Raw genomic sequence first — 24,447 nt, 5'->3', positions numbered from 1 at the left:
AGAACAGAGCAAGAAGAACACGATGAATCTCGATGACCTCGACCGCAAGGCGGCTTCCGCCTTCGATGGCTTTATCGTCCGCAAGGACCTGGTCCGAACCTTCAGCCGCCAGTTCCCGGTGCCGACCTATGTGGTCGAGTTCCTGTTGGGCCGGTACTGCGCGACGACGGACGAGGCTGAGATTCAGGAAGGCCTGGAAATCGTCCAGCGACAACTGCAGTCGCGCACGGTGAAGGCCGGGGAAGAGGAGCTCTTCAAGGCGCGGGCGCGTGAGACGGGCTCGGTGAAAATCATCGACATCATCACTGCGCGCCTGGATGCGAAGAGCGACTCCTATGTTGCGTCCCTGCCCAGCCTGAGGCTGAACGACGTGCGTATCTCGCCCGAGCTCATCAAGGAGCACGAGCGCATGCTGACCGGCGGCTTCTACGCTGAAATCACACTCGGCTACGACGCCGCGATTGCCCAGGAGAAGGGCGGGCGGCCGTTTGGCATCGACGCTCTGCGTGCGATTCAGCTCTCCAAGCGGGATGTGCTGACCTCTCTTGCCGAGGGGCGCAAGCAGCTGACCACAACCGAGTGGCGGGACTTTCTGCTGCGCAGCGTTGGGTTCGAGCCCGATGGGCTGAACGACCGCGCGAAGGATGCGCTGCTGCTGCGCATGGTGCCGTTCGTGGAACGCAACTACAACCTGGTCGAGCTCGGACCGCGCGGGACCGGCAAGTCGCACCTCTTCCAGCAGGTGTCGCCCTACGCGCACCTGATTTCCGGGGGCAAGGCGACCGTGGCCCGGATGTTCGTGAATAACTCCAACGGCCAGCGCGGCTTGGTCTGCCAGTACGACGTGGTCTGCTTCGATGAGGTGTCAGGCGTGTCCTTCGACCAGAAGGACGGCGTCAACATCATGAAGGGCTACATGGAGTCGGGCGAGTTCTCGCGCGGAAAGGAGAGCATCCGGGCCGACGGCTCCATCGTGCTGGTCGGCAACTTCGACGTGGATGTCGAGCATCAACAGCGTATCGGCCATCTGCTTGGCCCGCTGCCACCCGAGATGCGTGACGATACCGCCTTCATGGACCGGATTCACGGCTTCCTGCCCGGCTGGGACGTGCCGAAGATGAATCCGGCGCTGTTCACTCAGCACTTTGGCTTGGTGAGCGATTTCCTGTCCGAGTGCTTCACGCAACTGCGCAACCAGAGCCGGGTGTCGACGATGCAGGGCCGGGTGTTCCTCGGCGGAGCCCTGTCCGGTCGGGACATCAACGCGGTGAACAAGACCGTGAGTGGCTTGTTGAAGCTGCTGCATCCGGACGCAGATGAAGCGGTCAGCGATGAGGACCTCGAGTGGGCGGTGCGGCTGGCGCTGGAGGTGCGCCGGCGGGTGAAGGAGCAGCAAAAGCGCATCGGCGCGGCCGAGTTCCGCAACACCCACTTCAGCTACACGCTCGGCGCGGAAGGGGTGGAGAAGTTCGTGACCACGCCGGAGTTGCGCAGCCAGGAGGGCATCGGCGATGAACCGCTTGAGTCGGGCCAAATCTGGACGCTCAGCCCTGGTGGTGCGGACGAGCACCCGGGCCTGTTCCGGCTGGAGGTGACCGAGGGTCCCGGAAGCGGTGTTCGCGTGCTGAACAAACCCGTGCCGCCTGCGTTTCAGGAGTCCGTGCGCTGTGCGGAGCAGAACCTCTACACCCGCGCAACGCAGTTGGTCGGCGACCGTGACCCGCGTTCGCATGAGTTCTCGGTACAGCTTCGAGGGTTCGATGCAGCCAAGAGTGGGGCCAAGACCGGTGTCGCCTGCCTGATTGCCTTGTCGAGCGCCTTGCTGAGGAAGTCGGTCCGCGGTGGATTGATTGTGGTTGGTGAGGTGACCATCGGGGGCACCATCGAGCCCGTTCACAACGCCGTGACCATCGCCGAAATGGCGGTTGAGAAGGGTGCGAAGTCGCTGCTGATGCCGGTTGGCTGCCGGCGGCAGTTGTTCGACCTGTCGGACGACATGGCGACTAAGCTGGACATCGAGTTCTACCAGGATGCGCGGGATGCGTTGTTGAAGGCGCTGGTGGATTGATGACGCAGAAGGATGACTGGCAGTCTCAAGAGGCGCGGCTTGAGGCCTACCTGCAGGGGTTGGATGTTGGCGCACTGCGCAAGCTAATGCTCGAAGCATCCTGGCGTGATGACGCCCTGCGCCAAAAGCTGTTGATGGCTGCGACCGTGGCGGATAGCGCCGGTCTTGCCGACTTGCGTAAGGTGGTCAAGCAGGCTACCCGCACCAACGGCTTCGTGGAGTATCGCGAGGCGGGAAACTACGCCAATCGCCTGGAAGACCTTGCGGAACTGCTGTCACAGCGCATCGCCGACGGTCAGCCGGAACTCATCGAAGTCATCGAGGAAGCCATCGCGCTCGCGGAAGAGGCCTTGCAGCACATCGACGATTCCGGCGGCGTGGTGATGCCGGCGGTGGTTGAGCTGCGAAGAGTGCATCTGGCGGCCTGTAACGCCCTGCATCCCGACCCCGTTGCCCTGGCCGAGCGCCTGTACGGTTTCCAGATGAACGGCAAGTGGGACACCTTTCATGAGGTGCTCCCGGACTACGCCGAGGCGCTGGGCGAGGAAGGGCTGGCCGCATATCGGCAGCGGGTCGAGCGCGACTGGCTGGCCCTGCCGACCCTGGGCCCCGACCACTATCGCAGCGACTGGAGCACGCGACGCTTCCAGGTGGAGTCGGCGATGAAGGATATCGCCCGCTGCACGAATGACCTCGAGTTGCTGGTGGCCATCCAGGCAAAGAATCTGTCGTCCCCGTCGTGCTTCCTGACGCTGGCTGCATTGTTTCGTGACCAGGGCCGCAAGGACGAGGCGCTGCGCTGGGTAGAGCAGGGGATTGCGGCGTTTCCGAATGAGCGCAATGACGACCTGCTGAGCCTTGCCATCGAGCTGCAGCTGGCGCTTGGGCGGCATGCGGAGGTGGAGCGACTCGCCTGGCAGCGCTTTGAGCAGGCCCCTGGCTGCGGTCCATTCTTCAAGCTGATGGAAGTGGCTGGTCTGATTGGTGGCGAGGCAGCGCTGCGCAAGCGGGCGCTCGACTTCCTGTGGCAGAAGGTCGCTGAGGAAGAAGCCGCCGATAGCCGCGTTCGCCGCAGTCCATGGGATAAACCCCGCCGGGGCGACATCGTCTCCATCTTTCTGCGCGAGGGTGATGCCGAGGCCATGTGGGATGCATTCAGCGGGGGACGGGTCGATGTTGGCCTGTGGGAGCCGGTGGCCGATGCGCGGGGCAAGACCCACCACGAGGAGGCGATAGCGCTCTACAAGCGCCTGCTGCCGCATTTGGTCGAGGGCGGCTCGCGCGGTTCCCACTACGGGGAGGCCTTCGCCATCGTCAAGAAAATTCGCGCGCTGCGGGTGGCGCACAAGCAGTTGGGCATGTTCGGCGACGAACTGGCGGAGATCCGGCTGGAGTGGAAGCGCAAGCGGAACTTCATGAAGCTGCTGGACGCGCTGTGACCCCCGAACTGCTCGAGTTGCGCCTGCCGTTGTAATTGCTGGTAGTGAGGAAACAGGGAGGTTGGATGTCGCGAAAATCCGTCGTGAAGGCCTACACCCTTCGCATCGAGCTCCAGGAGGTTGAACCGCTTATCTGGCGGCGACTGCTTGTCGATGGCGATACGACGCTGAGCAAGCTTCATCACTACATCCAAGCTGCGATGGGCTGGACCGACGCACATCTCCATGAGTTCGAGATTGGCGGCAAAACCTACGCAACGCCGCACCCAGAAGACGACCCGGAGCGGGACATCGTCGATGAGCGCAAAGTCAGATTGGACCGTTTAGCGACCACCGGCGACCACTTCTCCTACCTCTACGATTTCGGCGACAGCTGGCAGCATCGTGTTGTGGTCGAGCGTGTTGAGTCTCTTGACGGAGACCAGCGCGGCTACGCCTATGTGTCGGCGGGGGAGAGAGCTTGTCCGCCTGAGGATGTGGGCGGTGCAGCGGCTTACATGGACTTCGTGGAGCAGATTTCCCGGCGGCCGCTGGATGATGAAGGGCGTCGGCTCCTGCGATGGGCCGGGGAGGACTTTGACCCCGCGCGGTTTGATCGGCACGCCGCCAATGCGACCTTGCTTCGGATGGCCTGGAATCGGTGGGGATGAGGCTGGGCAGGTGATGGCTGTGAAGGGCAGCGGTCACGCCTCAGACAGGGACAAACTTGGTTGCGCTGGACCGCGTTCGCAAGCGCCGTCCGACATCGATGTTTGGAGCCACTTCATCAGTCAGGAATGCGTACCAGTCATCCGTTGTCATCGTCTCTGGGGAATCCGCACGCAGACGAAAAAAGGGGAGCCCAACGAGGCCGAAAATCGCGTTCTTCATCTCATCACGGGACTTGATCTCGGGCCGATCGTGATATGAACTATCGAGTTCGAACGCGGCAACCGGGTCTCCTTCGTCCGGCACGACCAGCACTGCATCGACTCTGCAGTTCTTAGCGTAGGCCCAGGTCGACTTGCCGACGAGTTCGCGCAGACGACTGAACTCGATCATCTGGTCAAGTGGATAATTCGGCAGCGCAAGTAGCGCGGGAAACCTCAATGACAAGGCCTTGAGAAACGACCTCTCCTGGCTACTCCTGAAAACCGATCGTCGGATTCCCATTGCGTCGGACGCGTTCGGATCACCGAAGCGCATGAGCGTGCTACTGACGACGCGTCGCACCTCGATAACGGGCTCGGAAAGGGCCTTGGCTGGTTCCTGCTGCTTTCGATTGCGATGTTGGCGTCGTGCGGGCCAACGTCGATCCTCATCGCGAAGTGTCCTCGCGATAGCGTGCAGCGAGTTTGAACTCAAACGCTCTGCCAGGCTGAGGACCGTCGAGTAAGGAGCGGATATCTCTGTGCCGAGAAGGAGCCGTTCGTACTCCCTCAGTAGCTCTTCGGCGGCTTGCGGTGCTTCTAGGAGGAGACACAAGGCCTCGCCGGCAAGGGCCTTCAAATAGTCGTCGTTCTTCCGGAAAACCTGAACCTCACCGTCGAGAAACACAGTGACAAAGGCGGCGTGCTCGCGCCGATGCAGATGCCCACGCAACGTCCGAATGACGCTTGCCTTATCCCTTAACTGCACGAAGTCTCGTCGTCTAAGTCGTCAGAATCGAGTGGCAATAGTACGTGTCGGCGCGCCCGTTGTCACTCATAGAGCGTCGCCTCATAGTGGCCCTCACCCCTAGCATCAGTCGAAAATTCATTTCCGACTGCTGTGACTTCTTCCTCCGACCCCAGGGTCCTCTTCGGTAAGCACCTTGCCGAGCTTCGCCGAAGCCGCGGATGGTCCCAGGAATACCTCGCGCTTGAGAGCGGTCTCGCGCGAAGTTACCTCGGGGGCGTCGAGCGCGGACAAAGGAACATCGCGCTTCTGAACATCATTCGGCTGGCCCAGGCGCTGGGACTCCCTCCTTCAAAATTGCTTGAGTTCGACGATCGAAACGCCGTGGCTGCTGAGTCGGTCGCGAGCTAGAAGTCGGTTAACTAACTGCGCTCCGAGTCAAGACCAGTCGATACGGGGGCCGCGCTCTGTGGTCTTGTTTCGTTCGTCATCATCACCATGCAAGTACAAGCTCGTGGTAGAGCTGGATTCGTGACTCACGTTGTCGCTGAAGAGCCGAGGGACGACCTCGGCTCCGGGCATGTTCGAACCGGCCGTCTGACGAAGCCAGTGCGCGGAGGCAGTGCTGAGGATGTTTGAGCGCGATCCGAGTTCGTCATCAAAAGCCTCGCCTCGCTTCGCAATACGCTCAAAGACCTCTTCCACGAATTAGTGCACCGCCCCGCGCGTCAAGGCTCGACGCTACCCGCCTACTGGAGGGAGGAAGAGAGTCGCGTGGCCAGAAAGGGTAGGTTGTCAATCCACACTCCCGGCGGTAGGGCTCCAACTCCACCATCAGTTCGTCAAGGACATGAAGGCTCTCGTGTACCGCGGCTCAACGCCAGCCCAGCCAACTTGGGCGGATGGGCAGGGGCTCGCTCGACTTGTGGCGAACGGGCGCGCTGGTGTGTGCAAGTGGAAAGGGATTGGGGACGAACTTGCCAAGCGCCTCGCGCTGGCTGGGGGTCAGGCGCCGGTCGCCCGTGGATTGCGTGCTGATCATGGTGATGCTCCTCGCCCCCTGTTGAGCCGGCGTGACCGGCCTCGCGGGGGCGAAGAGGCGGTGACGCTTTAGCCGGTATTTTTCATCCGCCCCGGCAAGTTGTCGTTAATGCCGGCGGTTGGGCGCTGGGCGCCCGTGAGGTGCTGCAAAAAGCAAAAGACCCGATGGCCATGCAGGCTCAGCGGGTCTTGTGTGGCCGCTTTAGCTGCATTTATTAGGCGCCCGCAAGCTGTGTTCTCAAATCGGCGCGATGGATTGATTAAAACGGAGGCGGGCGTGGGCTGTCAACCCAGGGGTGGATCGGCGGGATCCAGTGCTTCGTCTTCGTGCTGTGGGCCATCAACGTACAACCACGCCCCCGGGCCGATGAACATAGCAGGGGCGGCATCGACACACCTGGAATGACTATCCAGCGGGTTTTCTGAGCACGAGCACATCGCCGCGCTGGGTGAACTCGAGGTGCTTGAGGACGCTCATGCCGAGCAGCACATCATCATCGCGCATCCCGGGGTTCAAATGCGCCGGCGCACCCGCGAAGCGAAATGGCCCGATATCCAGGGCGTCAATTCTGGTTGCGCGAACCGTCACCGCTCCGTTGGCCGTCGAGACCGTCGACGGGGCGCCTGGGCGCAGGCCGAGGCGTTGGGCCAGGTGCGCCGGCACGGAGGTGTGCGTCGCGCCCGTGTCGAGCAGGAAGCGCACCGGCTGACCGTTGATGAGGCCGGGGGAGAAGTAATGTCCGCTGCGATTGCGGCGGAGCACCCACTCGTCGACGCCGGGCGCGACGGTCAGCGCGTGGTTGGGGTCCTCGCGCTTCATGATCGCGCCATCGAACGTCACCCAGCCGAATCCGAGGAAAGCCAGGGTCGCCAGGAAGCCCATGCGCCGTCCGAGTCTGCGGGTGGCTTGATCAGGATTGCTCATCGTTCTTCGTCAGGGATGCTCGAGGGTTGTTCACTCAACTTCGTGCGTAGGGGAGCTCAGAGGGTTCCGCCCCTCGATCCGGACGACAGGATATCAAGCGGCCGTCGGCCCGTCCTCGCACGGTCCATTCTCGCAGTTGTATATGAACACCAAAGGTGTATAAACTGACTGCATGAATACGGCTCGAACAGTTACGTCCGACAACCCCTCGCCCAGCTACCCGCTCGCCGATCTCTGCGTCCTGGTCGACTTGCCGCCTCGCACGGTCCGCTACTACGTGCAGATCGGCCTGGTCGACCGCCCGCAGGGCGAGACCCGGGCGGCCCGCTACGGGAGCAAGCACCTCGAGCAACTGCTGCTGATCAAGAAGTGGACGGCGGCAGGGGTGTCCCTTGAGCGCATCCGCGAGTTGCTGCACGGTGGCCCGCCGCCGGTGCCGCCTCGCGAACGCGCCATCGGCAGCGTGTCGGTGTGCAGCCATCTGGCGGTGGCCAACGGCGTCGAGGTGGTGATCGATCCGCAGCGGGCGGGGCTGAGTCCCGAGGCGGTGCGTCAGTTCGTCGAGGGCGTGATGACTGCCTTCAAGGCGGCACAGGGCGAAGACGACGGTGCTTCGCCGGCGGATCCGGCGAACACGAACAAGAACGAACGACAGGCGAGAGAACCATGATGAAGCAGCAATCGGCACGGCTCGAGACGCGCGCGGGTGAGGCACTGACGCTCAAGGGCGTGCGCTTTGAAGGCAGCTTGCGTGGCACGCTTTTCGAGGCGAACCTCGAGCAGCGCTTTGCCAACCCGTTCCAGCGCCATGTCGAGCTCGTATGCACCTTCCCGCTGCCTTGGGCGGCCGTCCTGCTCGGGGTCGAAGTCCAGATCGGCGATCGCCGCCTGTCCGGTGCGGTCGTCGAGCGAAAGCAGGCCGAGCAAGGCTATGAGGACGCCCTTGCCGAAGGCAACACCGCCATCCTGCTCGAGCAGAACTTCGATGACAGCTACACGCTGAACCTGGGCAACCTCGCACCCGGGGAGACCTGCGTGGTGCGGCTACGTTACGCCCAGGTGCTCCAGTTCGAGCAGCATGGCCTGCGCCTGGTGGTGCCCACGGTCATCGCCCCGCGTTATGGCAATCCCGTGGCCGATGCCGGCTTGAAGCCGCACCAGGTGGTCGAGCATGATCTGATGGTCGTGCATCCGTTCGAACTCAGCCTGCGCGTCGAGGGCGCCCTCGCACGCGCCCGCATCGGCTCGCCGAGCCATCCGCTGTCGATGCGCCTGAAAGGTGAGGGCGAGACGACGGCGATGGTCGTGTCGCTTGCACGCGGTGGCTGTCTTGATCGCGACTTCATCCTCGTGCTCGATGAGGTCGCACAGGATTCGCTCGCCCTGTGCGCGCAGGACACGGTGCAGCCCGACGCGGTCAGCGTGCTGGCGAGCTTCTGCCCGCGCGTGCCAGCGGCGGAACATCCGCTCGCAGTGAAGATCCTGGTGGACTGTTCCGGCTCGATGCAGGGCGACAGCATTGCCGCCGCACGTCGCGCGCTGCAGGCCATCGTCGCTGGCCTGCACGAGGGCGAGCGGTTCTCGCTGTCGCGGTTCGGCAGCACCGTCGAGCACCGCTCGCGCGCGCTGTGGCGAACGAGCCCCGCGACCCGGTTGGCCGGGCAGCGCTGGGCGGCCGGGTTGCAGGCGGACCTGGGTGGTACCGAGATGGAGAAGGCGCTGGACTCCACGCTGGCGCTGGCCGGCGCTGTAGCGGCAAGCCTCGGTGCTGAGGAGAGGGCTGCGCCGGTCGATCTGCTGCTCATCACCGATGGCCAGATCCACGCCATCGAGCGCACGGTGGAGAAGGCGCGTGCCCTGGGCCACCGGGTGTTCGTGGTCGGTATCGGCAGCGCTCCGGCCGAGGGTGTGCTGCGCCGCCTGGCCGAGGAGACCGGCGGGGCCTGCGATTTCGTCGCACCCGGAGAGACTGTGGAACCGGCCGTCCTGCGCATGTTTGCGCGCCTGCGCTCGCAGCGCATGGCGCCCCTGGAGTTGGTGTGGCCGGCCGGTGCGAAGCCCGTGTGGATGAGCGCGCTACCCGGCTCGGTGTTCGACGGCGACGCGGTGACCGTGTGGGCACGCTTCGCGCAGGTGCCGGATGGGACGGTGCGTCTGGTCGGGACGCGCACGCACGCCGTGGCGCCCGAGTCGCTGAGCGAGGCCAGCCTGACTGCTGCCGAACATGATGCGGCGCTCAGCCGGATGGCCGTGGCCGCGCAGATCGAAGGCCTGCTCACCGCTGAGGGCGTCCATTCGCCTCAGGCGCTCGAGCTCGCCGTCGCGTATCAGTTGGTCAGCCCACTGACGCACTTCCTGCTCGTCGAGACGCTTTCCGAAGCTGACAAGCCGGCGGACATGCCCGATCTCGTTAAGGTGCCCTCAGTGCTGCCCGCCGGTTTTGGCGGGCTCGGCAGCCTCGACTTCTGCGACGAGCCCTGCATGGCGCCGCTCAGCGTGAATGAGGCGCCGGAGCACTACAGCTCACCGGCTGCGGCAAGCGGTGCGTATCTCGACTTCGACGATACCTTCGATGCGCCTGTGGTGCTGCGCTCGGGTCGACGTGCGGATCGCAGCGATACGCCCAACAAGGCTGGGACCTATGACATCCCGGCTTTCCTGCGCCGAAGCTCGAACCAGGACGCCGGGCAGCCACCCCGGGACGACCCGCGTTACTGGCGTGCCGAGCCGCATTACACAGGTCTTACCCCGCTGGGCCTGACACAGTGGCTGCGCAGTCACCCGCAGGCCGAATGGCCCCAAGGTTATGCCGAGCTGCGCCGAATCGGTGTCGGTGCGGCGGTGCTCGACTGGCTCGAGTTCGTGCTCGCTGAAGGGGAGGGCGAGGCCCGCGTAGTCGTCTGCTTCGTTCAGGTGATGGCGCAGCGCGATCTGCACGAAGCGCTGCTGTCGGACACCGGCACGCTGGGTCGGCTCAAGGCGTTGGCGCAAGGTGTGGCAGCGGGCGCGGCGCTGAAGGTCAGACAGGACGATCCTGCGGCCGAGCCGATCGTCGCGCGCCTGCAGGTGTTTGTAGGTACGCTCCGCGCGCAGAGCTGGCCCGACTGCGTGTTTGACCTTCGGGATGAGGTGACGGCGCTTGGTTAGCCCATTGCAGGTGCCACGCGTCGACAAGCAATTGGGAGGAACGACCCCATGCCCGTGAAACAGGTTCTCGACGGGAACGCCACGCCGGTCAAGATCTGGACCGACGACATCGACGAAGGCTCGAAGGCGCAGCTCGCCAACATCGCGAGCCTGCCCTTCATCCACCACCACGTTGCCGCCATGCCCGATGTGCACCTGGGCATCGGCGCGACCATCGGCTCGGTCATCGCCACCCACCAGGCCATCATCCCGGCGGCGGTGGGTGTCGACATCGGCTGTGGCATGGTCGCCGCGCGGCTGTCGCTCACCGCCAGCGACATCGACGAGAAGCGCCTGAAGAAGGTGTTCGATCAGATCAGCCGCGACGTGCCGGTCGGCCGCGACCAGCATGCGGACGGTCGGGTGCTGGTCGAGGCTGTGCGGCCCTTCGAGTCCGGCCTCAAGGCCCTGACCGAGCGCCACCCGCAACTGCTCAAGGCCTTCGGCAAGTTCTCCAAGTGGGCGAACCAGATGGGCACGCTCGGGGGCGGCAACCACTTCATCGAGGTCTGCCTGGACGAGCATGCGCAGGTCTGGGTGATGCTGCACTCGGGCAGCCGTGGCATCGGTAACGCCATTGCGACGTACTTCATCGAGCTGGCGAGAAAGGACATGGCGCGCCACATGATCCACCTTCCCGACCGCGATCTGGCCTACTTTGCCGAGGGCAGCGAACACTTCGCCGATTACGTCGAGGCGGTGCACTGGGCGCAGGAGTACGCGATGGCCAACCGCCAGGCAATGCTCGATCTCGTGCTCGCGGGGCTGGCGCGGCACCTGCCGCCGTTTACGGTCACGACCGAGGCGGTGAACTGCCATCACAACTACGTCGCCCGCGAGCACCACTTCGGCGCTGACGTGTGGGTGACGCGCAAGGGCGCGATCCGTGCGGGGGAGGGCGAGCTCGGCATCGTCCCCGGCAGCATGGGCGCGCGCAGCTACATCGTGCGCGGCAAGGGCAACGCTGAGAGTTTCTGCTCCAGCGCGCACGGTGCCGGCCGGCGCATGAGCCGCACGGCCGCGACCAAGCGCTTCACCGAGGCCGACCTCGTCCGCCAGACCGAAGGGGTGATCTGTCGCAAGGACAAAGGCGTGGTCGATGAGATTCCCGGGGCGTACAAGGACATCGACGAAGTGATGGCCAACCAGCGCGACCTGACCGAGATCCTGCATACCTTGAAGCAGGTGGTGTGCGTGAAGGGGTAGACGTGGTGACCAAGGACGGGTGGGCTCGGCGCTTTGCGAGGTGCGCAACCCTGATTGAGCAGGCAGACGGCGTGCTGAATGCTCATCAAATGCAGCGTCTGGATGGCTGCATGGGCGATGTGTGACCTGCAGGTTCGTGGGCGCCAGGGGTCGATGAGCGCCGCCTGCATGCTGTTGAACGACCTGCGGTCCGGTGTAGAACTCCACAGAAGTTCGAGTGGCAGCGATATGCGAACGGTTAGCTTAGCCCCGGCGAATCAAGGGCACGAGGAGGTCAAGGTCAAACCGGAGCAGATCTACGAGGTCTGTGACCGACGCGCCAGCCGAAGTGCAAGCCGAGTCGATGTTCGCGCCAGCTTTGAAAGACATTAAAGCCGCTCGGTTGCGTGCCTTTCCAATGAGGCTCGCCGGTGGAAGATTCAGCCGCACCAAGAGTGATCTTATCCAGGTGCACGAGCCCCCCAGTAGCTTTGCCATCGCCGCGTTACTGAAATTCGAACGGAAATAGGCCTCGGCGACTTCAGTGGCCGTGTGAGCCCCGGCCGGTTTGCTCCCACTGGGACGCGAGCGCTTTGCGCGAACTTTCAGCGACTCTGGTGCCTCCTGCGCGTTGGTCAAGTCCGAGAGCGCCTCGTCCGCGTCACTGTAAAGAGCCGCCAGTGCGACGGCGTAGGCCTCGGGTCGGCAGATGGTCGCAGGCTTCATCACGCCGTCCAGGGACGCGGCAAAGACTCCTGGCCTTGTTTTCTGGCTGAGAAAGGACGGGAGAAGGCGAGCGATCCAGTCCCTCGGCGCTGTCTCGAGTACCAAGTCAGAAAGAATCTTCCGTTTTCCTGTTAACGCCCTCCGCAGCCCTTGCTGTTTCGCACGGGCCGCAATTATGCCGCTGGCTTGTCTCACGGGCATACTCTCGCATCTCGCCATCAGGGCCGTTGAGATGGCAGCGTACCGTTCTACGACCTCGTTCTGCGGGCCAGGCCATTCCGTTGAATCTGATGGAGCAGCCGTCCAAGAGAATCTCTGGATTCGGGAGATGTGGCGTGTGTCGAAACCCGTGGAGATCAGTGGTTGCGCATGCTTCTCGCACCATTCGACCCCAGGGATGTGGTGACTTACCCGTATGATCGGAAATCCCCAATATGCCAGGTCTTCTTGCTTGCAAGCATCGCAGATCCTGAAGGATGGCACTTTGACCCGGAGTGCTTCATAACGTAGGTGGCTCTCCCGATTTTCGCCATGGGAATGGGGTGTCGCGCCGCACGTGAAGGCCTGCTGAAAGGGGGCGAGTGTGTGAAACCGTAAAAACTCCGAAACGTCCACATCGGCGACCCATGCGAGAAACTGCGCCTTGGGGACTTTGGGATCAACTACACCATCGGCGGATACGGCAGCGATCAACGACTCGAGAGAGTCGGCTTCATTCAGCACCAGGACGCGCAGTGCGTAGCTGTGTGCCAGTTCGTCGGGCAGGATGGTTGGACGCTGCAGCCATCGCGGATGTAAGGTCCTCCCGACGAGGCGGACGGCATCCTCGACAATCATTTCGGATCGCCAGTCTTGTAGAGCGTAAGCAACGGCGCCAATGATCGGATGACGGCCCCAAGCGCCCGCGCCTGTTCTTCCGAACCATCCCAGATAGATGCGATCGCGCTGACCAGCTCCTGGTTCTGTGCCACTCGGAGTGTCGAGATGGGGCTCTTCCGGCTGACCACATATGCGCATATACGCCGATAAGCTTTTGCGGTCGGAGAAACCCCTCCCGACAACACGCGGCTGACATGAGGTTGTGTCACGCCCGTCGCCAAGGCGATCTCGTCCTGATGTATGCCCATTGACCTGACGAGTCGAGAGAGTTCCTCGATGGGCAAGGTAGATTCAGTCCCGTGCATGACCACAAAATACATAAAAGTATATGCGGATGCAAGGGGAATCTATCTCTCCGTGAGCCTGCTATCGATCACCAAGGATCGATCCATTCCAAGAACCGCGTATAGAGCATGGACATGGTTATGCTTTGGTCGGGCGATCGGAGAGCGATACGGATCAACTGAGCCGTGGCGCTCTGGGCGAATTTCGGATTCGGGCATCCTTCGCAAGGAATCGGTTAGCCAACATTGCCTGGACCACTCAAGGAGTGGGGTTCCGGTTGGGCCCGCGATTGTATTTTGGCTGCCGACCTTCAGAGCCTGACGTTTGGCGAAGCGGGGGAGGGCCTTCCCGGTACCGGTGGTTTCCACAGACGCTGACTTGGGCTACGAGAACGATAATGCACGCCGACGCGCGCTCTTCAGTTAGCGGCTCTGAGGTCGCGTAGGTCGTCTAGAAGGCTTTCGATGTATTTCCGGGATTCGGGGAGGCGCTCAAGGCGTGGCTTAAATGGCAGCTTGGGCAGTCGCCGGAGGATTGCAGGCGCCTTTAGAATCTCATTGGCGGACAATTCCAGGCTCTCGGCGACGATCTGCAAGGCCGCCAGGCATTGTGCGTCGCGTCCGGACCAATCGACCCGAGGGACACGCTTGTGTTCAGCCATGCCAGTGCGTACGGATTTTCGAACTCGACTGCGCAGCCATAGTCGGTCATGGCGAAGGAGCCAACTGTATCCGATTCCAGTGGTCGCCCGGACGACTGGCATCGTTGCCTCGGGGTTCAGCGCGAGAAAGTCATCGAGGCGATCTCGCTCGATCTTTCGACGACGTTCCAAAGCGCTTGCCTTCCAGGTTGCACGCAGCGTGCTGTTGTCGTTGAGAATTCGGTCGACGGTCGACTTCGACAGGGAGGTCTGGGCGCAAACGTCACGCAGTGGGTGTCCTGCCTCCAGTAAGGAGACCACCAATCTCCTAACCGTATTGGTTACCACTCGCGGCCGGCGTGAGATATCGGCCAGACCCAGGCGCCCGATCCAGCGCATCGCGGTGTTGATGTCGACACCCTCAGCGGTGCACAACGCCCGAAGGGAACCTTGGTTCGTCCGGTAGCCGTCGGCTATACGATTCAGCGCTGAAGCGAAGTCAGTTGGGGGTAATTCGTCGTCGCGCGACGTAAGGAGGTCGGTGCAGTTGAAGGAGAGCGACAACTGACTCTCCCACCGATAAGCCGAGACAAATCTTTCCCAGTCCCCGAACAGGAATTCAATTAGCACCAAGTGGGTCAACGTCGGTATGCCGTTTCGTGGCTTCCTGATGAGCCTTAACAAACTGCTTGAACAGGACGTGGAGACGACCCGATGGAAGGGTGAGAGCGACGAGATTGGCCGGAAGTGTGCAGTCACTGCGCTAACGAAGTCGTTGGCACGGATGAAACCTGCTGGAGTCAGCAATCCCAGTTGCGTGAGGCCAAATCGATAGCATGCCTGCAGTGAAGCCTCGTTAAATCCGCCCGGCAGCGACTTGGTGAGTGTCGCGGCGCTGAGAGCAGAGAAGCGGCGAAGGATGGGTAAGGCATCAGGTGTCAGCTCCAATGCCGTTGCCCGCACATTCAGATCCTGATCACCGGGCAAGAAAAGCTGGCTCCGGCCGAGGCCATTGAGCCTCACTTCTGAGGTGAGGAGGAGTTCGTGATGAATCGGACACAGATAAGATGCAGGAAGTTGATGAATGCGATGCCAATGGGCGCGACCATCGCGATTGATATCTACGTCAGTGCAGGTCTTGCAGAAACTAAGTGGGTAATTGGCGCCAGCCGGACTTGCCGGTAAACCGAGTATGAATTTAAGGCGATTTACCGTGTTTCCTGCCATTGCAATGATCGCGCGATCAACAACGTCCTGATTGCGGAATGCCGTGAAGTAGGGAAGCACGGAGTGCTGCATCGCGAGCACCTCAGGTGTCCCGAAAACGCCGCGAGTTCGTCGGGAGAACTCGTCCAGATGGCTCGGGAAGTCATGCCGCAGTCCGGCGACTGGACTTCCAAACAAGGTGGCGCAGGTTACTTCGGCCCTTGAATCGGCGCGCAAGCGCTGCGTGGCGGTGAGCAGCGAATATAGTGTCTCTCCCTCGTACAGTGCTGGAAGCATGTCACGACGTTTTTTCAGAGCTCTCACGAAGCTCTGCGAGGCCTTCAAGCGCGTGCTGGACCAGTCCATTCTTGCGCATGTCTTCTTCCTTGAGCGTCTTTTCGAGGCGTTCGCGCTCCTTGGCAGCGTTGGCTTCGCGGGTCTCTTCTGCAGCTAACTTCGACTTGCCTGATTTCTTGCGAGGCCTCGGTTGCTTCGGGGGGTGCGTCGGTTGCCGCGCCGAAGCGGTAGCGGAAGCGCTCTCGTCGGCCGGGAAGCCCCAGATCTTTCTGTAAAACGCTGATGCGACATCCGGATAATGCGCAAACAACTCGGGTTTGCGGTAATTGAAGCCGTCGGCTAACGGCCGCAGAGCGTCGAAGTCCGTCGAGTTGTAAGCCGATTTAATATCCTCGGGGGTCACATATTCGCGACCGTGCAGGAGAAGTGCCTGCAACTGGGCGCTTGTCCAGAGCGTAAGGCCGAGGCGCGCGATGCTGCCACTGCGCTGAAGCAAAGTCTGGATGCACTCCTCAGGCCGCTGCGGTGACTCCTTCAGGAGGTAGTAAGACATGATCCCGTCGACAAGCGTCTGCGCATCGGCATCGGCAAGAAGCTTGGCGTGCTGGGTACTCGGTGATCGGGGGTCACCGGGAATCAGCGACCCCGGGGGCGAAAACCGTGCACCTGGAATCAACTTCAGGCGCGAAAGGTCCTGACTGTACTCGACCCAGTCAAATGCTCGCTCATTGCCCACGAAGACGGTCGGGATTCCACTATTCATCAGTTGCAGCAGGAACAGTTGGATCAGGTCGGCGTGCCCGCATTGCACGAGGTTTCTCAGTTGCCCCTCGTCTATAAATAGGATGCCCGTGTGGTGCGCTATGAGTCTCGCAATCAGTGCAACCGTCAGCTGTTCAACGGTGCGAAATTGTTTCTTAAGGGACGCCGCGTAGTTTGTTCCCAAGGCGCGGTCCATTTGCAGCAGGGTTCCAGTAATAAATCCGCCGCGCGTGCCGTCCGCGCTCATGTCGACTTGCAGGTAGATCAATTGTAGCAAGTGTTTGAAGCCAGCAGCTTCGCACCCGGCACGCTCAACAGCCTGCTGCGGATAAAGTGCGCAAAACCGATCCGCTGTGACGGATTTTCCGGTCCCGGTGGGGCCCTTGACAACGTGGATGGCCATGCCCTTGCTCGGCAGCTTGGGTGGCTGGGAAACCGAACGTCCCGGATTCATTAACGTCTGCCAATAATCGAGGCGTGCGGCGTTATTGAGTGGATTTCGCCGATCAAGCCCGGTCAGCAGCATGCCTTGCCAGGCGAGCGCGCACTGGACACTGACAGATGTAGGTTGGAGAGGAGACTTCTCCGAATTGAGAAGACCAATTCGAGTTGCTATATCAAGTGACTTGACGTCGATTCCGGCAAGTGGATCGAAGGCGAGTGCCGCCGCGATGCTGTCGAGGTCGGGGAAACGCGGGAGACCGTCGGTAAGGGGATTTCTTTGCCTTATCCAAGTGCTGCTAGCTTCGGTACTGTCAGGCATTGCGGCTCCTTTCTGCGATACGTCTCAAGATGCTCTGGACCAGAGGCGATGCGCTGGTCGTCGGGCTCGGCGGCAGCGCCTGAGTCGCGACGCTCGGAGGTTCGGCCTCAGGAGCGCGGCCTTCGGTGTCATCAGGCGAAGGAGGTTGGGCGGGCTCATCGGTTGGCTGGGAGTCAGCCTGGATAGGGTCAGTAGCTGGCAGTACGGGCATTCCAAAGACTAATGCTGCCTTCTCAGTTTCCCGGGTGGCTCTCTTGTCACGCTTCATCCCCGCCTTGGAGGGCTTCTTCGGCGCTTCGTCGAGGTCCCGCTGGTAGGCTGCCTTGGATTCTTGATTGGTATGGTCCTGGGCGTCCTCCAGGGCGCTCATGGCATCATCGCGGCCGACGCGAGCGTTGAAGCGGTCGAGGCTGCAGGTGTCTATCAGGTCCAACATGTCGGGCAGGGAACACTCAACGAGGCGCTCCGAGTCGTCGCTGTTTACTTTGGCGTCCAACTCCATCAGTTGGCCGCTGACTGGGTCCCGGTAGTAAATGTGAGAGGGGTGGTACGGGTCGTGGAGGAAATCGTCGTCCCAACTCTCGGGAGCGACGCGGCCGCGCATGACCCTCGCGCGGATGGTGCGCTGCACGAAATCCTTATCGCGGGCAATGTAACGTACGGGTTCGATGAATTCGCGCCTGTCGCCGCGGTCCGGGCGTAGCAACTTGACGCCATTCTTGGTGAATGTTCCGCGAATGGGCATAAGCAACTTCATGCGCGCCTCTTGGATGCCGATCAAGCTGGTTGCCACTTTGCCACGAGAAATATCCCATCGCGTTAGATTCAGGCGGGTGAGTGGGATACCCTGGGCGACCAGCTCGCGATGTGCAGCCAGCGTCGGAATTAAGTCCAGCGGCATCGTGTTGTGGGCGTGGATCACGCGCGCTGTTTCACGAATGGCTTCGATGATCGTATGGCAGGCGTCCTCGTCGGCTGATGCTTCTCCGCGCTCTTTTTTCTTGCCGTGCGTCGTTCCATGCATGTTGTGGTCGGACGCGCGATGAACGATGTGGTGAGCGCTCTCGACAGTGGAGTTCATGTCTGAGCGAGCAACAGGGACGAATTGGACACCACAGCTGATTGCCTGGAGGCATTTCTCTACAGCCGTGCAGCGCAGGTCCGTGTTGTCTGCAACCAGGCGGGCAAACTGTATCTTCAACCAGTCATCAGGGTTCTGTTCCTCCAGCCCAAGCCACGCGAGCCACTCAGTCTTGTCGGAGATTGCATGTAGCATTGCCAGTCGCACTGTTGTGGCGCTGGGTGCATCGAGACCCAGATAAAAGCCCGGGATGTAGCCATATTTGGAGTCGATGATCAGGATGCGATGTGCGCCACCGATTCGCTTGATGCGATTGAGGACGCTCACAAAGTTGATGTCGACGCCCGTGGAGTCCATGGCGCCGAGCTGGCCGACCGCGGTCACGTTGTCGTTCGCGGAACCCAATAGCGCGTGATCGATCCGCGCCATGGTGAATTTTGTGAGTTGGGTTTTCCAGGCCTCGTGGCCAGGCGAGCGCTGGCGTCCCCAGGTTTCGAATTGCCTGCGTGTTGGCCGCTGGTTCGCGGGGTAGAGCGTGTGCACAGCCTGGCCGCGCTTGTTGGTCGTGATATCGGAATAGAATTCGCGCCAAGTGCGGCGCAGCGCCTTCGCGACGGTCTTCCCGCGAATGTAATAGTTGCGCCAGCCGAATCCGCATATGTCTTTGTCGTGATCGGAGAGCACGAACCCTTCCTGCCCGCTATTTCCGGCTTTCGTCGGCGCGTTGCAGCGCCCGAGTTTTTTTCGTTGCGTACGCTCTTCTCCGCGTGCCCCGCGGGCATCATCGAACGGCGTTAGCGCACCCCTAGTGCTCCCTCCGGCCCAGTACTGATTCAGTAGGTCGTTGATCTGACGGGTCAGCCTCTTAACAGCAAGATCGTTTTTCTTTGACAACTCGGCGGCACGGGCTGCGATTGTCGCCACGCGAAACTGTCGGTCGAGTAGCCGAGTGCGGCTGTCAAAGTCACGGACCAGCGGCTCGATCAGGGCCCAGCGCTGCTCGCGCTTTTGGCGGGTTCCTGATTTTTCCTGCCCAGCCCTGCAGTACTTTCGATCAAGCTCTTCATCACTTGCAGTCGAGTCTGGACGGGGTGCCACTCCACCTTCGACGATTCGGCAACGCTTTAGAGCGAGGTCCTTTTCAACATCTGAAAGCCGCAAAGTGATCGGGCCTTGAAAATACTTCCTGCCCCGCGAGGTGATCGGTTCCACTGCAATTAGAACGACTCGGTCGCGTTCCCCTTGTTCTACCAGCAATACCCGCATGGTCTTTGCGATGAGCACCTTGGGCTGGGTGGGCGTGAGGATCTCGCCGGGAATGGGAACTCGTTGCGATGCTGCCGTCATTATGACCTCCCAAGAGCGTGTCGGGTGAGGACGTCCCGGACAGCTTTGCGCAGGCGTCGGCCGCCCCGAGGTGGTGGCTTCGCGGGATGGATATCGCGCGACAAGTCGCAGTCGATGGCCTGAGTCCAAAGGCAGTGATGGAGTAGGGTGGTCGCGTCTGCATGGCTTATGCCGCATGCCTCTGCGGCGAGCCTGATGCTGTCGGCAATGGGCTGTGCTTGTAGGTCTTGGGCATGCCCCACCAGAAGGTTGTCTCGCGCAGACGCGAGTCGACTGTTAGGGGCCAGCGTTGCCGCGCGCCGGTATAGATCGAGATTGGCGAAGAGCGGCCCGGCGTACTGAGTTCTATCGGCAACGATGTAGCCGACGCCGAGCTGTCGCGCGTAACGGCGCTCCCCTTCAAGTTTTTCCGGGCCACGGTCCAGCGGGTCAACGTGCTGGTATCTATCGGAATCTAGTGGCTTGATGCTGGCCAGCACCGTACGTTGGGCCGGCACCTCGATCCAAGGTAGGGTGAGGCAGAGGTCAATTGACCATATGTAGGGGATGTCAGTACCAACAAAAGTCCCATGGCCGATGCCCGCGTCGCGGCAAATCTTGATCATTCCAGGTGACCGTGCAAGCAACGCGTCATCCTCGAAGTTACGCCCGTGTTCAGGGTGAAAATGCGGCCAGGGCCAGGCTGGGAACTGCTCACGAATCAAGGCACCGGCCCAGCTAAACAGCAGGGCCATGTGGTATTCGGAGTAAGAAAAGAAGTGGCAGCGGCGTCGGAACGGGGGGAGCGTTTCTACCACCTGCACCGACACCGGTGAGGTGTTCCAGCGCTTGATCTGCAGGATTGGCTGGTAGAACTCGTCCAAACCGCTTCCGTGGCCGGCGGCGATCAGGGTTGCGACACGATCCCAAGTTACCTTCGGCGCGCGAGCCATTTAAGTGGCCCAGTGACGGTCATGTTGGCGCTGACGCATGTCGCAGCGCATCGGCACGCAGACTTGATTCCTCGTTGAGCAGGTCATCGATCATCTCCTCTACGCGATGGCGTTCCGGCCCGACTAGCAGGCGGTCGAAGCGGGGCGCGTGCGGCCTGCAAAGAGTCGTTAAGCACATCGCCGTGCGGCTTCTTCTTTGGCTGCCATCCTTCCCGCGGCTGCATGAGTCACACAATAAGTATTAACAAGTTAATACTATTCTGACGCATGTAGCAGAAAGTTCAAGTTCTTTCTCAATAGTCCAGTAGAATTTTTTCGAGATGGACGGATGAGGCTCAAATGAACGAACCAATCGAACAAGCCGGCAACCTGAGCGATGGCCGCCCGACGTTTCAAGAGCGGCTTCGCCTCGAGCGTGAGCGGCTCGGGATGTCACAAGAGGCCTTTGGCATGCTGGGTGGCGTCAGCAAGGCCTCCCAGTGGATGTATGAACAAGGACGTCACTGGCCAACCACTGAGTATCTGGAGTCCCTGCGGCAGCACCGGGTCGACGTTGGATACTTGGCTACCGGCATCAGGCAAGACACGGAAACACTGCGCCACGCGCTCGGCTTCGTGCTCAAGCTCGCCCGGCAGGAAGGCAGGAGTTTCTCTGATGAGCAACTCGTTAGCGTCTTTCTGGCGGTAATCGAGGCTGCCAGCGGCGTCACGCGTCCCGACCTCGGGGACCGTAATGCCGCATCGGGGACAGAAGTCACTCAGGGAGGGGGGCGATGAGCGCCGAAGATGAGGATCTCCGGTGGATCAGGTCGGAACTGGCGAAGCTCTCTCGCGGAGCTAAAGGCCCCGAGAACTTGGGGGCCGCGATGATCGACCGTCTGGCCGCGGGCTACGAAGATCGGATTGCCGCCGAGCGGGTCGTCGAAATTTTCGCGCGTCGAAACTGGAAGCAGCGGCTTTGGGGTGTGCTTCGCCGTGAGCCAGTCCCAGACGCCCGTGTTGCGCTTTGTTCCACCTTTGTTGATGCCCTGTTCGCTCGTGGCGAGATCACCAAGCAGGAGCAGCGGGTGATCAATGTCTTCCGTGTCGTACGTTTTGCTAACGACGGAAGAACCGAGGTCGCTCTGCCCTCATGGACCGCGTATCGTCGAGCAAAGGTAATGATGGCGGTATTGTCCGCAACGTCATTGGTTGCCCTCTGGCTCGCGTGGGACGTTTTTTCGACCAGCGTCGTTGGGATCGCGATTAGCTCGACCCTGGGATCCCTGCTGGGGTGGATTGCGCGCGAAATCTATGACTCGGCCTGGGGTCGGGCACGGGTTGCACATGTTCTGGCGTCACGCTATCCCTGGCTGGTCCTAAGGGCTGAGTGATTGGCCACAGGGCAGCTTCTTGGGACGAAAGTCGACGGATAAGCGCCGTGCTTGCTCTGCTCAAAGTCTTTGATTGGCGAGAGCGCACTTGCCGATTTCTGGCGGAAGAAAAAGCTCGCTCCCAGCCACGAAATGCAGACTAGTCTTGCTCCCGCGCGCCACGGACGGCAGTACTTTCAGCGTCAATCGAGATGGGTGATCACCGCAGAGCACCACCCTTTCAACGAGGACTTGTTCGCGAGTGCTGCCACCACAGCCTTGTCTGAAGCCGCTATGTCCGGGTCGAGTACGGAGCCAATCCCTATCAGCTAAGCCACATACAGCGGCGTCGAATGCAGTAGTAAAAGAAACGGGCGTCTATGACGCCCGCTTGTTTTACGAATATATTGCCAACGCTTCTGGAAAAGTTACGAATATATTGTCCATGTTACGAATATATTGTCCAGAAACACGCGGACTCGATCAGGCGAAGTTCTTCGCCGCGAAGTCCCAGTTCACCAGCTTGTCGAGGAAGGTGGCGACGAAGTCGGGGCGACGGTTGCGGTAGTCGATGTAGTAGGCATGTTCCCACACGTCGATACAGAGCAGCGCGGTGTCGCCGGTGGTCAGCGGGGTACCGGCGGCGCCCATGTTGACGATGTCGACCGAGCCGTCGGCCTTCTTCACGAGCCAGGTCCAGCCGGAGCCGAAGTTGCCCACGGCGGAGGCCTGGAAGGCCTTCTTGAATTCCTCGTAGGAACCCCACTTGGCCTTGATCGCGTCGGCGAGCGCGCCATTCGGCTCGCCGCCGCCGTTCGGCTTCATGCAGTTCCAGAAGAAGGTGTGGTTCCAGACCTGGGCCGAGTTGTTGTAGATGCCGCCGGCCGGCGCCTTCTTCACGATGGCTTCAAGGTCGAGGTTCTCGTACTCGGTGCCCTTGATCAGGTTGTTCAGGTTGGTGACGTAGGCCTGATGGTGCTTGCCGTGGTGGAACTCGAGCGTCTCGGCGGAAATGTGCGGCGCGAGGGCGTCCTTGGCATAGGGCAGGTCGGGAAGGGTGTGTTCCATACGTTTTCTCTCCTGACAATCGGTTTCTGTTGGAATAAAGCCAGACTATCTTAGTCGGGATTGTCCGGCGCTGACAATCGCAGGCCGTTCCATCATAGGTGGATCGACGCACTTTCGAAAGTTCGGCGCGGCGTCGGGGGCATTCGCCGGTTCAGTCGCGGACGCGGGAGACGGTACCGTCGATGCCGCCTTCGGCCAGCTCCACGCTGAATACCTCACCTGCCGACAGGCCGTGGCTCGAGCGCAGGATGCGGCCCCCGGCGTCGCGTGCGATCGCATAGCCACGGCCGAGCACCGCCTGCGGGGCGAGGTGCTGCAGATGGGCAGCGAAAGCGTTGAGCCGCTCGCGGCGCGCCTGCAGCATCTGCGCTGCAGCCCGCGCCATGCGAAGCTTGAGGGCGGCGACACGGTCGCGCTCGCGCCCGAGCTGCGGGCGCCGCGCCGCCAGACGCGTCTCGAGCCGTCCCTGGCGTTCGCGCGCTCGCTCCAGCTGGCGTGCCATCGCAGCCTGCAGACGCTGGCCGAGCACACGGCTGTCGCTGCGCGCCGCGCGCAGCCGTTCGCGCGGATGCAGCAGGCGCAAGGCGGCACGGTCCAGCCGTTGCGCGAACCCGAGGAGGCGGCGCTCGAGCGCGCGCGACAGGCGGGGCGCAAGCGCGGCGAGGTCGGCGCGCGCGGCGTGGAAGCCTGCCGATGCGTGCTCGGCCGCGGCGGTGGGCGTCGTAGCGCGCAGATCGGCGGCGAAGTCGGCGATGGTGAAGTCGGTCTCATGGCCAACGCCGCAGACCACCGGCAGCGGGCAGTTGCGAATCGCCCGTGCCAGCGCCTCGTCGTTGAAGGCCCAGAGGTCCTCGATACTGCCGCCCCCCCGCACCAGCAGGACGAGGTCGATGCCGTCCTCGAGGGCGCGCGTACCGGCGCGTTCGAGCGCTTCGACCAGTCTTGCCGGGGCGTCGTTGCCCTGCACCGGCGCGGGGTAGAGCACCAGCGGCAGATGAGGCGCGCGGCGCCGCAGCGCGGCGAGCACGTCATGAAGCGCGGCGGCCGCCGCCGAGGTGACGATACCCACGCCGCGCGGAAAGCGGGGCAGCGGGCGCTTGAGGGCGGGATCGAACAGCCCCTCGGCGGCGAGCTTGGCCTTGAGACGGTTGAAGGTCTCGAACAGGTTGCCGATCCCCGCCGGACGCAGTGCCTCGACGTTGAGCTGGTAGTCGCCGCGCGCCTCGTAGAGCGTGACCAGCGCCCGCGCCTCGACCCGCATGCCGTTCTCGGGGCGGAAGGGGAGGAGCTGCGCGCGGTTGCGCCACATCGCACAGCGCACCTGGGCGTTCTCGTCCTTGAGGGTGAAATACACATGGCCGGAGGCCGCGCGGGTGAGGTTCGAGACCTCGCCCGCGACCCACAGGATGGGCAACGCAGACTCGAGCGCCTGGCGCGCGAGCCGGTTCAGGGCGGATACCGTAAGTACCGGAGGGGGCGGGTTTTCCTGCATGCGGGAGGGCTGGCGCTGGGCGGTCGACGGTCCGGGATTGTAGCGGAATCCACAGCGTCTCCGGGCTGTCAAGGGTCAGTCGCTAAGTCCTTGATGAATCAGAGAGTGAGGCATAACTGTATGATTAAAAAGGAGATTTGTATTGCACAATTTTGCATCTAAGCAGGTGAATCGCTT

The 24,447-nt window shown here is 61.9% G+C and carries 20 protein-coding genes; 9 read left to right on the top strand and 11 right to left on the bottom strand.

Going from position 1 to position 24,447, the window contains the following annotated elements; genetic code table 11:
• The first annotated feature begins 22 nt into the window (after positions 1–22).
• The 3 genes from brxL (at position 23) to BB334_RS00165 (ending at position 4,157) form a co-directional block, all read left to right on the top strand.
• Positions 23–2,068: a protease Lon-related BREX system protein BrxL gene (gene brxL, locus BB334_RS00175; protein WP_068803130.1), complete on the top strand. Its 2,046-nt coding sequence runs from the start codon at positions 23–25 to the stop codon at positions 2,066–2,068.
• Positions 2,068–3,507 (top strand): DUF6880 family protein, encoded by a 1,440-nt coding sequence (locus BB334_RS00170; RefSeq protein ID WP_158014325.1) that lies wholly within the window; start codon positions 2,068–2,070, stop codon positions 3,505–3,507. The genes brxL and BB334_RS00170 overlap by 1 nt, the downstream gene beginning before the upstream one ends.
• Positions 3,508–3,572: 65 nt before the next feature.
• A complete protein-coding gene (locus tag BB334_RS00165; RefSeq protein WP_068803126.1) occupies positions 3,573–4,157 on the top strand; it encodes a plasmid pRiA4b ORF-3 family protein in 585 nt (194 codons plus the stop codon).
• Between the two features lie 40 nt (positions 4,158–4,197).
• On the opposite strand, the gene BB334_RS00160 is transcribed toward BB334_RS00165, so the two are convergent.
• Positions 4,198–5,124 carry a DUF2726 domain-containing protein gene (locus BB334_RS00160; protein WP_068803124.1) on the bottom strand — a complete coding sequence of 309 codons (927 nt, stop codon included), beginning with the start codon at positions 5,122–5,124 and terminating at the stop codon, positions 4,198–4,200.
• Positions 5,125–5,256: 132 nt separating this feature from the next.
• Between BB334_RS00160 and BB334_RS17320 the strand changes: the two genes are divergently transcribed.
• Positions 5,257–5,514: a helix-turn-helix domain-containing protein gene (locus tag BB334_RS17320; protein ID WP_083200208.1), complete on the top strand. Its 258-nt coding sequence runs from the start codon at positions 5,257–5,259 to the stop codon at positions 5,512–5,514.
• A gap of 463 nt (positions 5,515–5,977) precedes the next feature.
• Here the strand turns inward: BB334_RS17320 and BB334_RS18330 are convergent, their stop codons facing one another.
• Positions 5,978–6,145, bottom strand: coding sequence for a hypothetical protein (locus BB334_RS18330; RefSeq protein ID WP_198531148.1), 168 nt, complete (start codon positions 6,143–6,145; stop codon positions 5,978–5,980).
• A 405-nt stretch (positions 6,146–6,550) separates the two neighbouring features.
• Positions 6,551–7,069, bottom strand: coding sequence for a retropepsin-like aspartic protease family protein (locus BB334_RS00155; protein ID WP_068803121.1), 519 nt, complete (start codon positions 7,067–7,069; stop codon positions 6,551–6,553).
• A 172-nt stretch (positions 7,070–7,241) separates the two neighbouring features.
• Here BB334_RS00155 and BB334_RS00150 point away from each other — a divergent pair, with 172 nt between their 5' ends.
• The 3 genes from BB334_RS00150 to BB334_RS00140 are packed head-to-tail and all read left to right on the top strand — an operon-like array spanning position 7,242 to position 11,461.
• Positions 7,242–7,739, top strand: coding sequence for a helix-turn-helix domain-containing protein (locus BB334_RS00150; RefSeq protein WP_068803119.1), 498 nt, complete (start codon positions 7,242–7,244; stop codon positions 7,737–7,739).
• The gene (locus BB334_RS00145) at positions 7,736–10,216 is read left to right on the top strand and encodes a VIT and vWA domain-containing protein (RefSeq protein ID WP_068803117.1); all 2,481 of its coding nucleotides are present in this window, start codon (positions 7,736–7,738) and stop codon (positions 10,214–10,216) included. Before BB334_RS00150 ends, BB334_RS00145 begins: the two co-directional genes overlap by 4 nt.
• Before the next feature lie 48 nt (positions 10,217–10,264).
• A complete protein-coding gene (locus BB334_RS00140) occupies positions 10,265–11,461 on the top strand; it encodes an RtcB family protein (protein WP_068803114.1) in 1,197 nt (398 codons plus the stop codon).
• Positions 11,462–11,704: 243 nt separating this feature from the next.
• Here BB334_RS00140 and BB334_RS17315 read toward each other — a convergent pair whose 3' ends face one another.
• From BB334_RS17315 to BB334_RS00120, 6 genes are all read right to left on the bottom strand, one after another.
• Positions 11,705–13,003: a TniQ family protein gene (locus BB334_RS17315; protein ID WP_157748567.1), complete on the bottom strand. Its 1,299-nt coding sequence runs from the start codon at positions 13,001–13,003 to the stop codon at positions 11,705–11,707.
• Entirely contained in the window at positions 13,000–13,329 is a 330-nt protein-coding gene (locus tag BB334_RS18560; RefSeq protein ID WP_158014324.1) for a helix-turn-helix domain-containing protein, read from the bottom strand. The genes BB334_RS17315 and BB334_RS18560 overlap by 4 nt, the downstream gene beginning before the upstream one ends.
• A 419-nt stretch (positions 13,330–13,748) precedes the next feature.
• Complete coding sequence (locus BB334_RS17310) at positions 13,749–15,542, bottom strand: TnsD family Tn7-like transposition protein (RefSeq protein WP_083200207.1); 1,794 nt, start codon at positions 15,540–15,542, stop codon at positions 13,749–13,751.
• Positions 15,475–16,998 (bottom strand): AAA family ATPase, encoded by a 1,524-nt coding sequence (locus tag BB334_RS00130; RefSeq protein WP_108722481.1) that lies wholly within the window; start codon positions 16,996–16,998, stop codon positions 15,475–15,477. Before BB334_RS00130 ends, BB334_RS17310 begins: the two co-directional genes overlap by 68 nt.
• Positions 16,991–19,426, bottom strand: a complete 2,436-nt coding sequence (locus BB334_RS00125; RefSeq protein WP_158014323.1) for a hypothetical protein — start codon at positions 19,424–19,426, stop codon at positions 16,991–16,993. The genes BB334_RS00130 and BB334_RS00125 overlap by 8 nt, the downstream gene beginning before the upstream one ends.
• Positions 19,426–20,289, bottom strand: a complete 864-nt coding sequence (locus BB334_RS00120; RefSeq protein WP_043746815.1) for a PDDEXK family nuclease — start codon at positions 20,287–20,289, stop codon at positions 19,426–19,428. Before BB334_RS00120 ends, BB334_RS00125 begins: the two co-directional genes overlap by 1 nt.
• Before the next feature lie 408 nt (positions 20,290–20,697).
• On the opposite strand from BB334_RS00120, the gene BB334_RS00115 reads away from it, so the two are divergent.
• Positions 20,698–21,135 carry a helix-turn-helix domain-containing protein gene (locus BB334_RS00115; RefSeq protein WP_068803108.1) on the top strand — a complete coding sequence of 146 codons (438 nt, stop codon included), beginning with the start codon at positions 20,698–20,700 and terminating at the stop codon, positions 21,133–21,135.
• Positions 21,132–21,731, top strand: coding sequence for a hypothetical protein (locus BB334_RS00110; RefSeq protein ID WP_068803106.1), 600 nt, complete (start codon positions 21,132–21,134; stop codon positions 21,729–21,731). The genes BB334_RS00115 and BB334_RS00110 overlap by 4 nt, the downstream gene beginning before the upstream one ends.
• 462 nt (positions 21,732–22,193) lie before the next feature.
• On the opposite strand, the gene BB334_RS00105 is transcribed toward BB334_RS00110, so the two are convergent.
• Both BB334_RS00105 and xseA read right to left on the bottom strand, forming a co-directional pair.
• Complete coding sequence (locus BB334_RS00105; protein ID WP_068803104.1) at positions 22,194–22,778, bottom strand: superoxide dismutase; 585 nt, start codon at positions 22,776–22,778, stop codon at positions 22,194–22,196.
• A gap of 151 nt (positions 22,779–22,929) precedes the next feature.
• Positions 22,930–24,270 carry an exodeoxyribonuclease VII large subunit gene (gene xseA, locus BB334_RS00100; protein ID WP_068803102.1) on the bottom strand — a complete coding sequence of 447 codons (1,341 nt, stop codon included), beginning with the start codon at positions 24,268–24,270 and terminating at the stop codon, positions 22,930–22,932.
• Between the last annotated feature and the right edge of the window lie 177 nt (positions 24,271–24,447).

Source organism: Thauera phenolivorans, from assembly GCF_001696715.1.
GTDB lineage: Bacteria > Pseudomonadota > Gammaproteobacteria > Burkholderiales > Rhodocyclaceae > Thauera > Thauera phenolivorans.
The sequence above is the reverse complement of the archived record's forward strand: the minus strand, read 5'-3'. Positions and strand labels throughout refer to the sequence as shown.

What these genes read in the sequence shown, in the direction of transcription:
- BB334_RS17310 (WP_083200207.1), bottom strand. Translation starts at nt 15,542, where the DNA reads ATGGACTGGTCCAGCACGCGCTTGAAGGCCTCGCAGAGCTTCGTGAGA.
- xseA (WP_068803102.1), bottom strand. Translation starts at nt 24,270, where the DNA reads ATGCAGGAAAACCCGCCCCCTCCGGTACTTACGGTATCCGCCCTGAAC.
- BB334_RS00145 (WP_068803117.1), top strand. Translation starts at nt 7,736, where the DNA reads ATGATGAAGCAGCAATCGGCACGGCTCGAGACGCGCGCGGGTGAGGCA.
- BB334_RS17315 (WP_157748567.1), bottom strand. Translation starts at nt 13,003, where the DNA reads ATGATTGTCGAGGATGCCGTCCGCCTCGTCGGGAGGACCTTACATCCG.
- BB334_RS00155 (WP_068803121.1), bottom strand. Translation starts at nt 7,069, where the DNA reads ATGAGCAATCCTGATCAAGCCACCCGCAGACTCGGACGGCGCATGGGC.
- BB334_RS00170 (WP_158014325.1), top strand. Translation starts at nt 2,068, where the DNA reads ATGACGCAGAAGGATGACTGGCAGTCTCAAGAGGCGCGGCTTGAGGCC.
- BB334_RS00150 (WP_068803119.1), top strand. Translation starts at nt 7,242, where the DNA reads ATGAATACGGCTCGAACAGTTACGTCCGACAACCCCTCGCCCAGCTAC.
- BB334_RS00110 (WP_068803106.1), top strand. Translation starts at nt 21,132, where the DNA reads ATGAGCGCCGAAGATGAGGATCTCCGGTGGATCAGGTCGGAACTGGCG.
- brxL (WP_068803130.1), top strand. Translation starts at nt 23, where the DNA reads ATGAATCTCGATGACCTCGACCGCAAGGCGGCTTCCGCCTTCGATGGC.
- BB334_RS00130 (WP_108722481.1), bottom strand. Translation starts at nt 16,998, where the DNA reads ATGCCTGACAGTACCGAAGCTAGCAGCACTTGGATAAGGCAAAGAAAT.
- BB334_RS18330 (WP_198531148.1), bottom strand. Translation starts at nt 6,145, where the DNA reads ATGATCAGCACGCAATCCACGGGCGACCGGCGCCTGACCCCCAGCCAG.
- BB334_RS00140 (WP_068803114.1), top strand. Translation starts at nt 10,265, where the DNA reads ATGCCCGTGAAACAGGTTCTCGACGGGAACGCCACGCCGGTCAAGATC.
- BB334_RS00105 (WP_068803104.1), bottom strand. Translation starts at nt 22,778, where the DNA reads ATGGAACACACCCTTCCCGACCTGCCCTATGCCAAGGACGCCCTCGCG.
- BB334_RS00165 (WP_068803126.1), top strand. Translation starts at nt 3,573, where the DNA reads ATGTCGCGAAAATCCGTCGTGAAGGCCTACACCCTTCGCATCGAGCTC.
- BB334_RS00125 (WP_158014323.1), bottom strand. Translation starts at nt 19,426, where the DNA reads ATGACGGCAGCATCGCAACGAGTTCCCATTCCCGGCGAGATCCTCACG.
- BB334_RS00115 (WP_068803108.1), top strand. Translation starts at nt 20,698, where the DNA reads ATGAACGAACCAATCGAACAAGCCGGCAACCTGAGCGATGGCCGCCCG.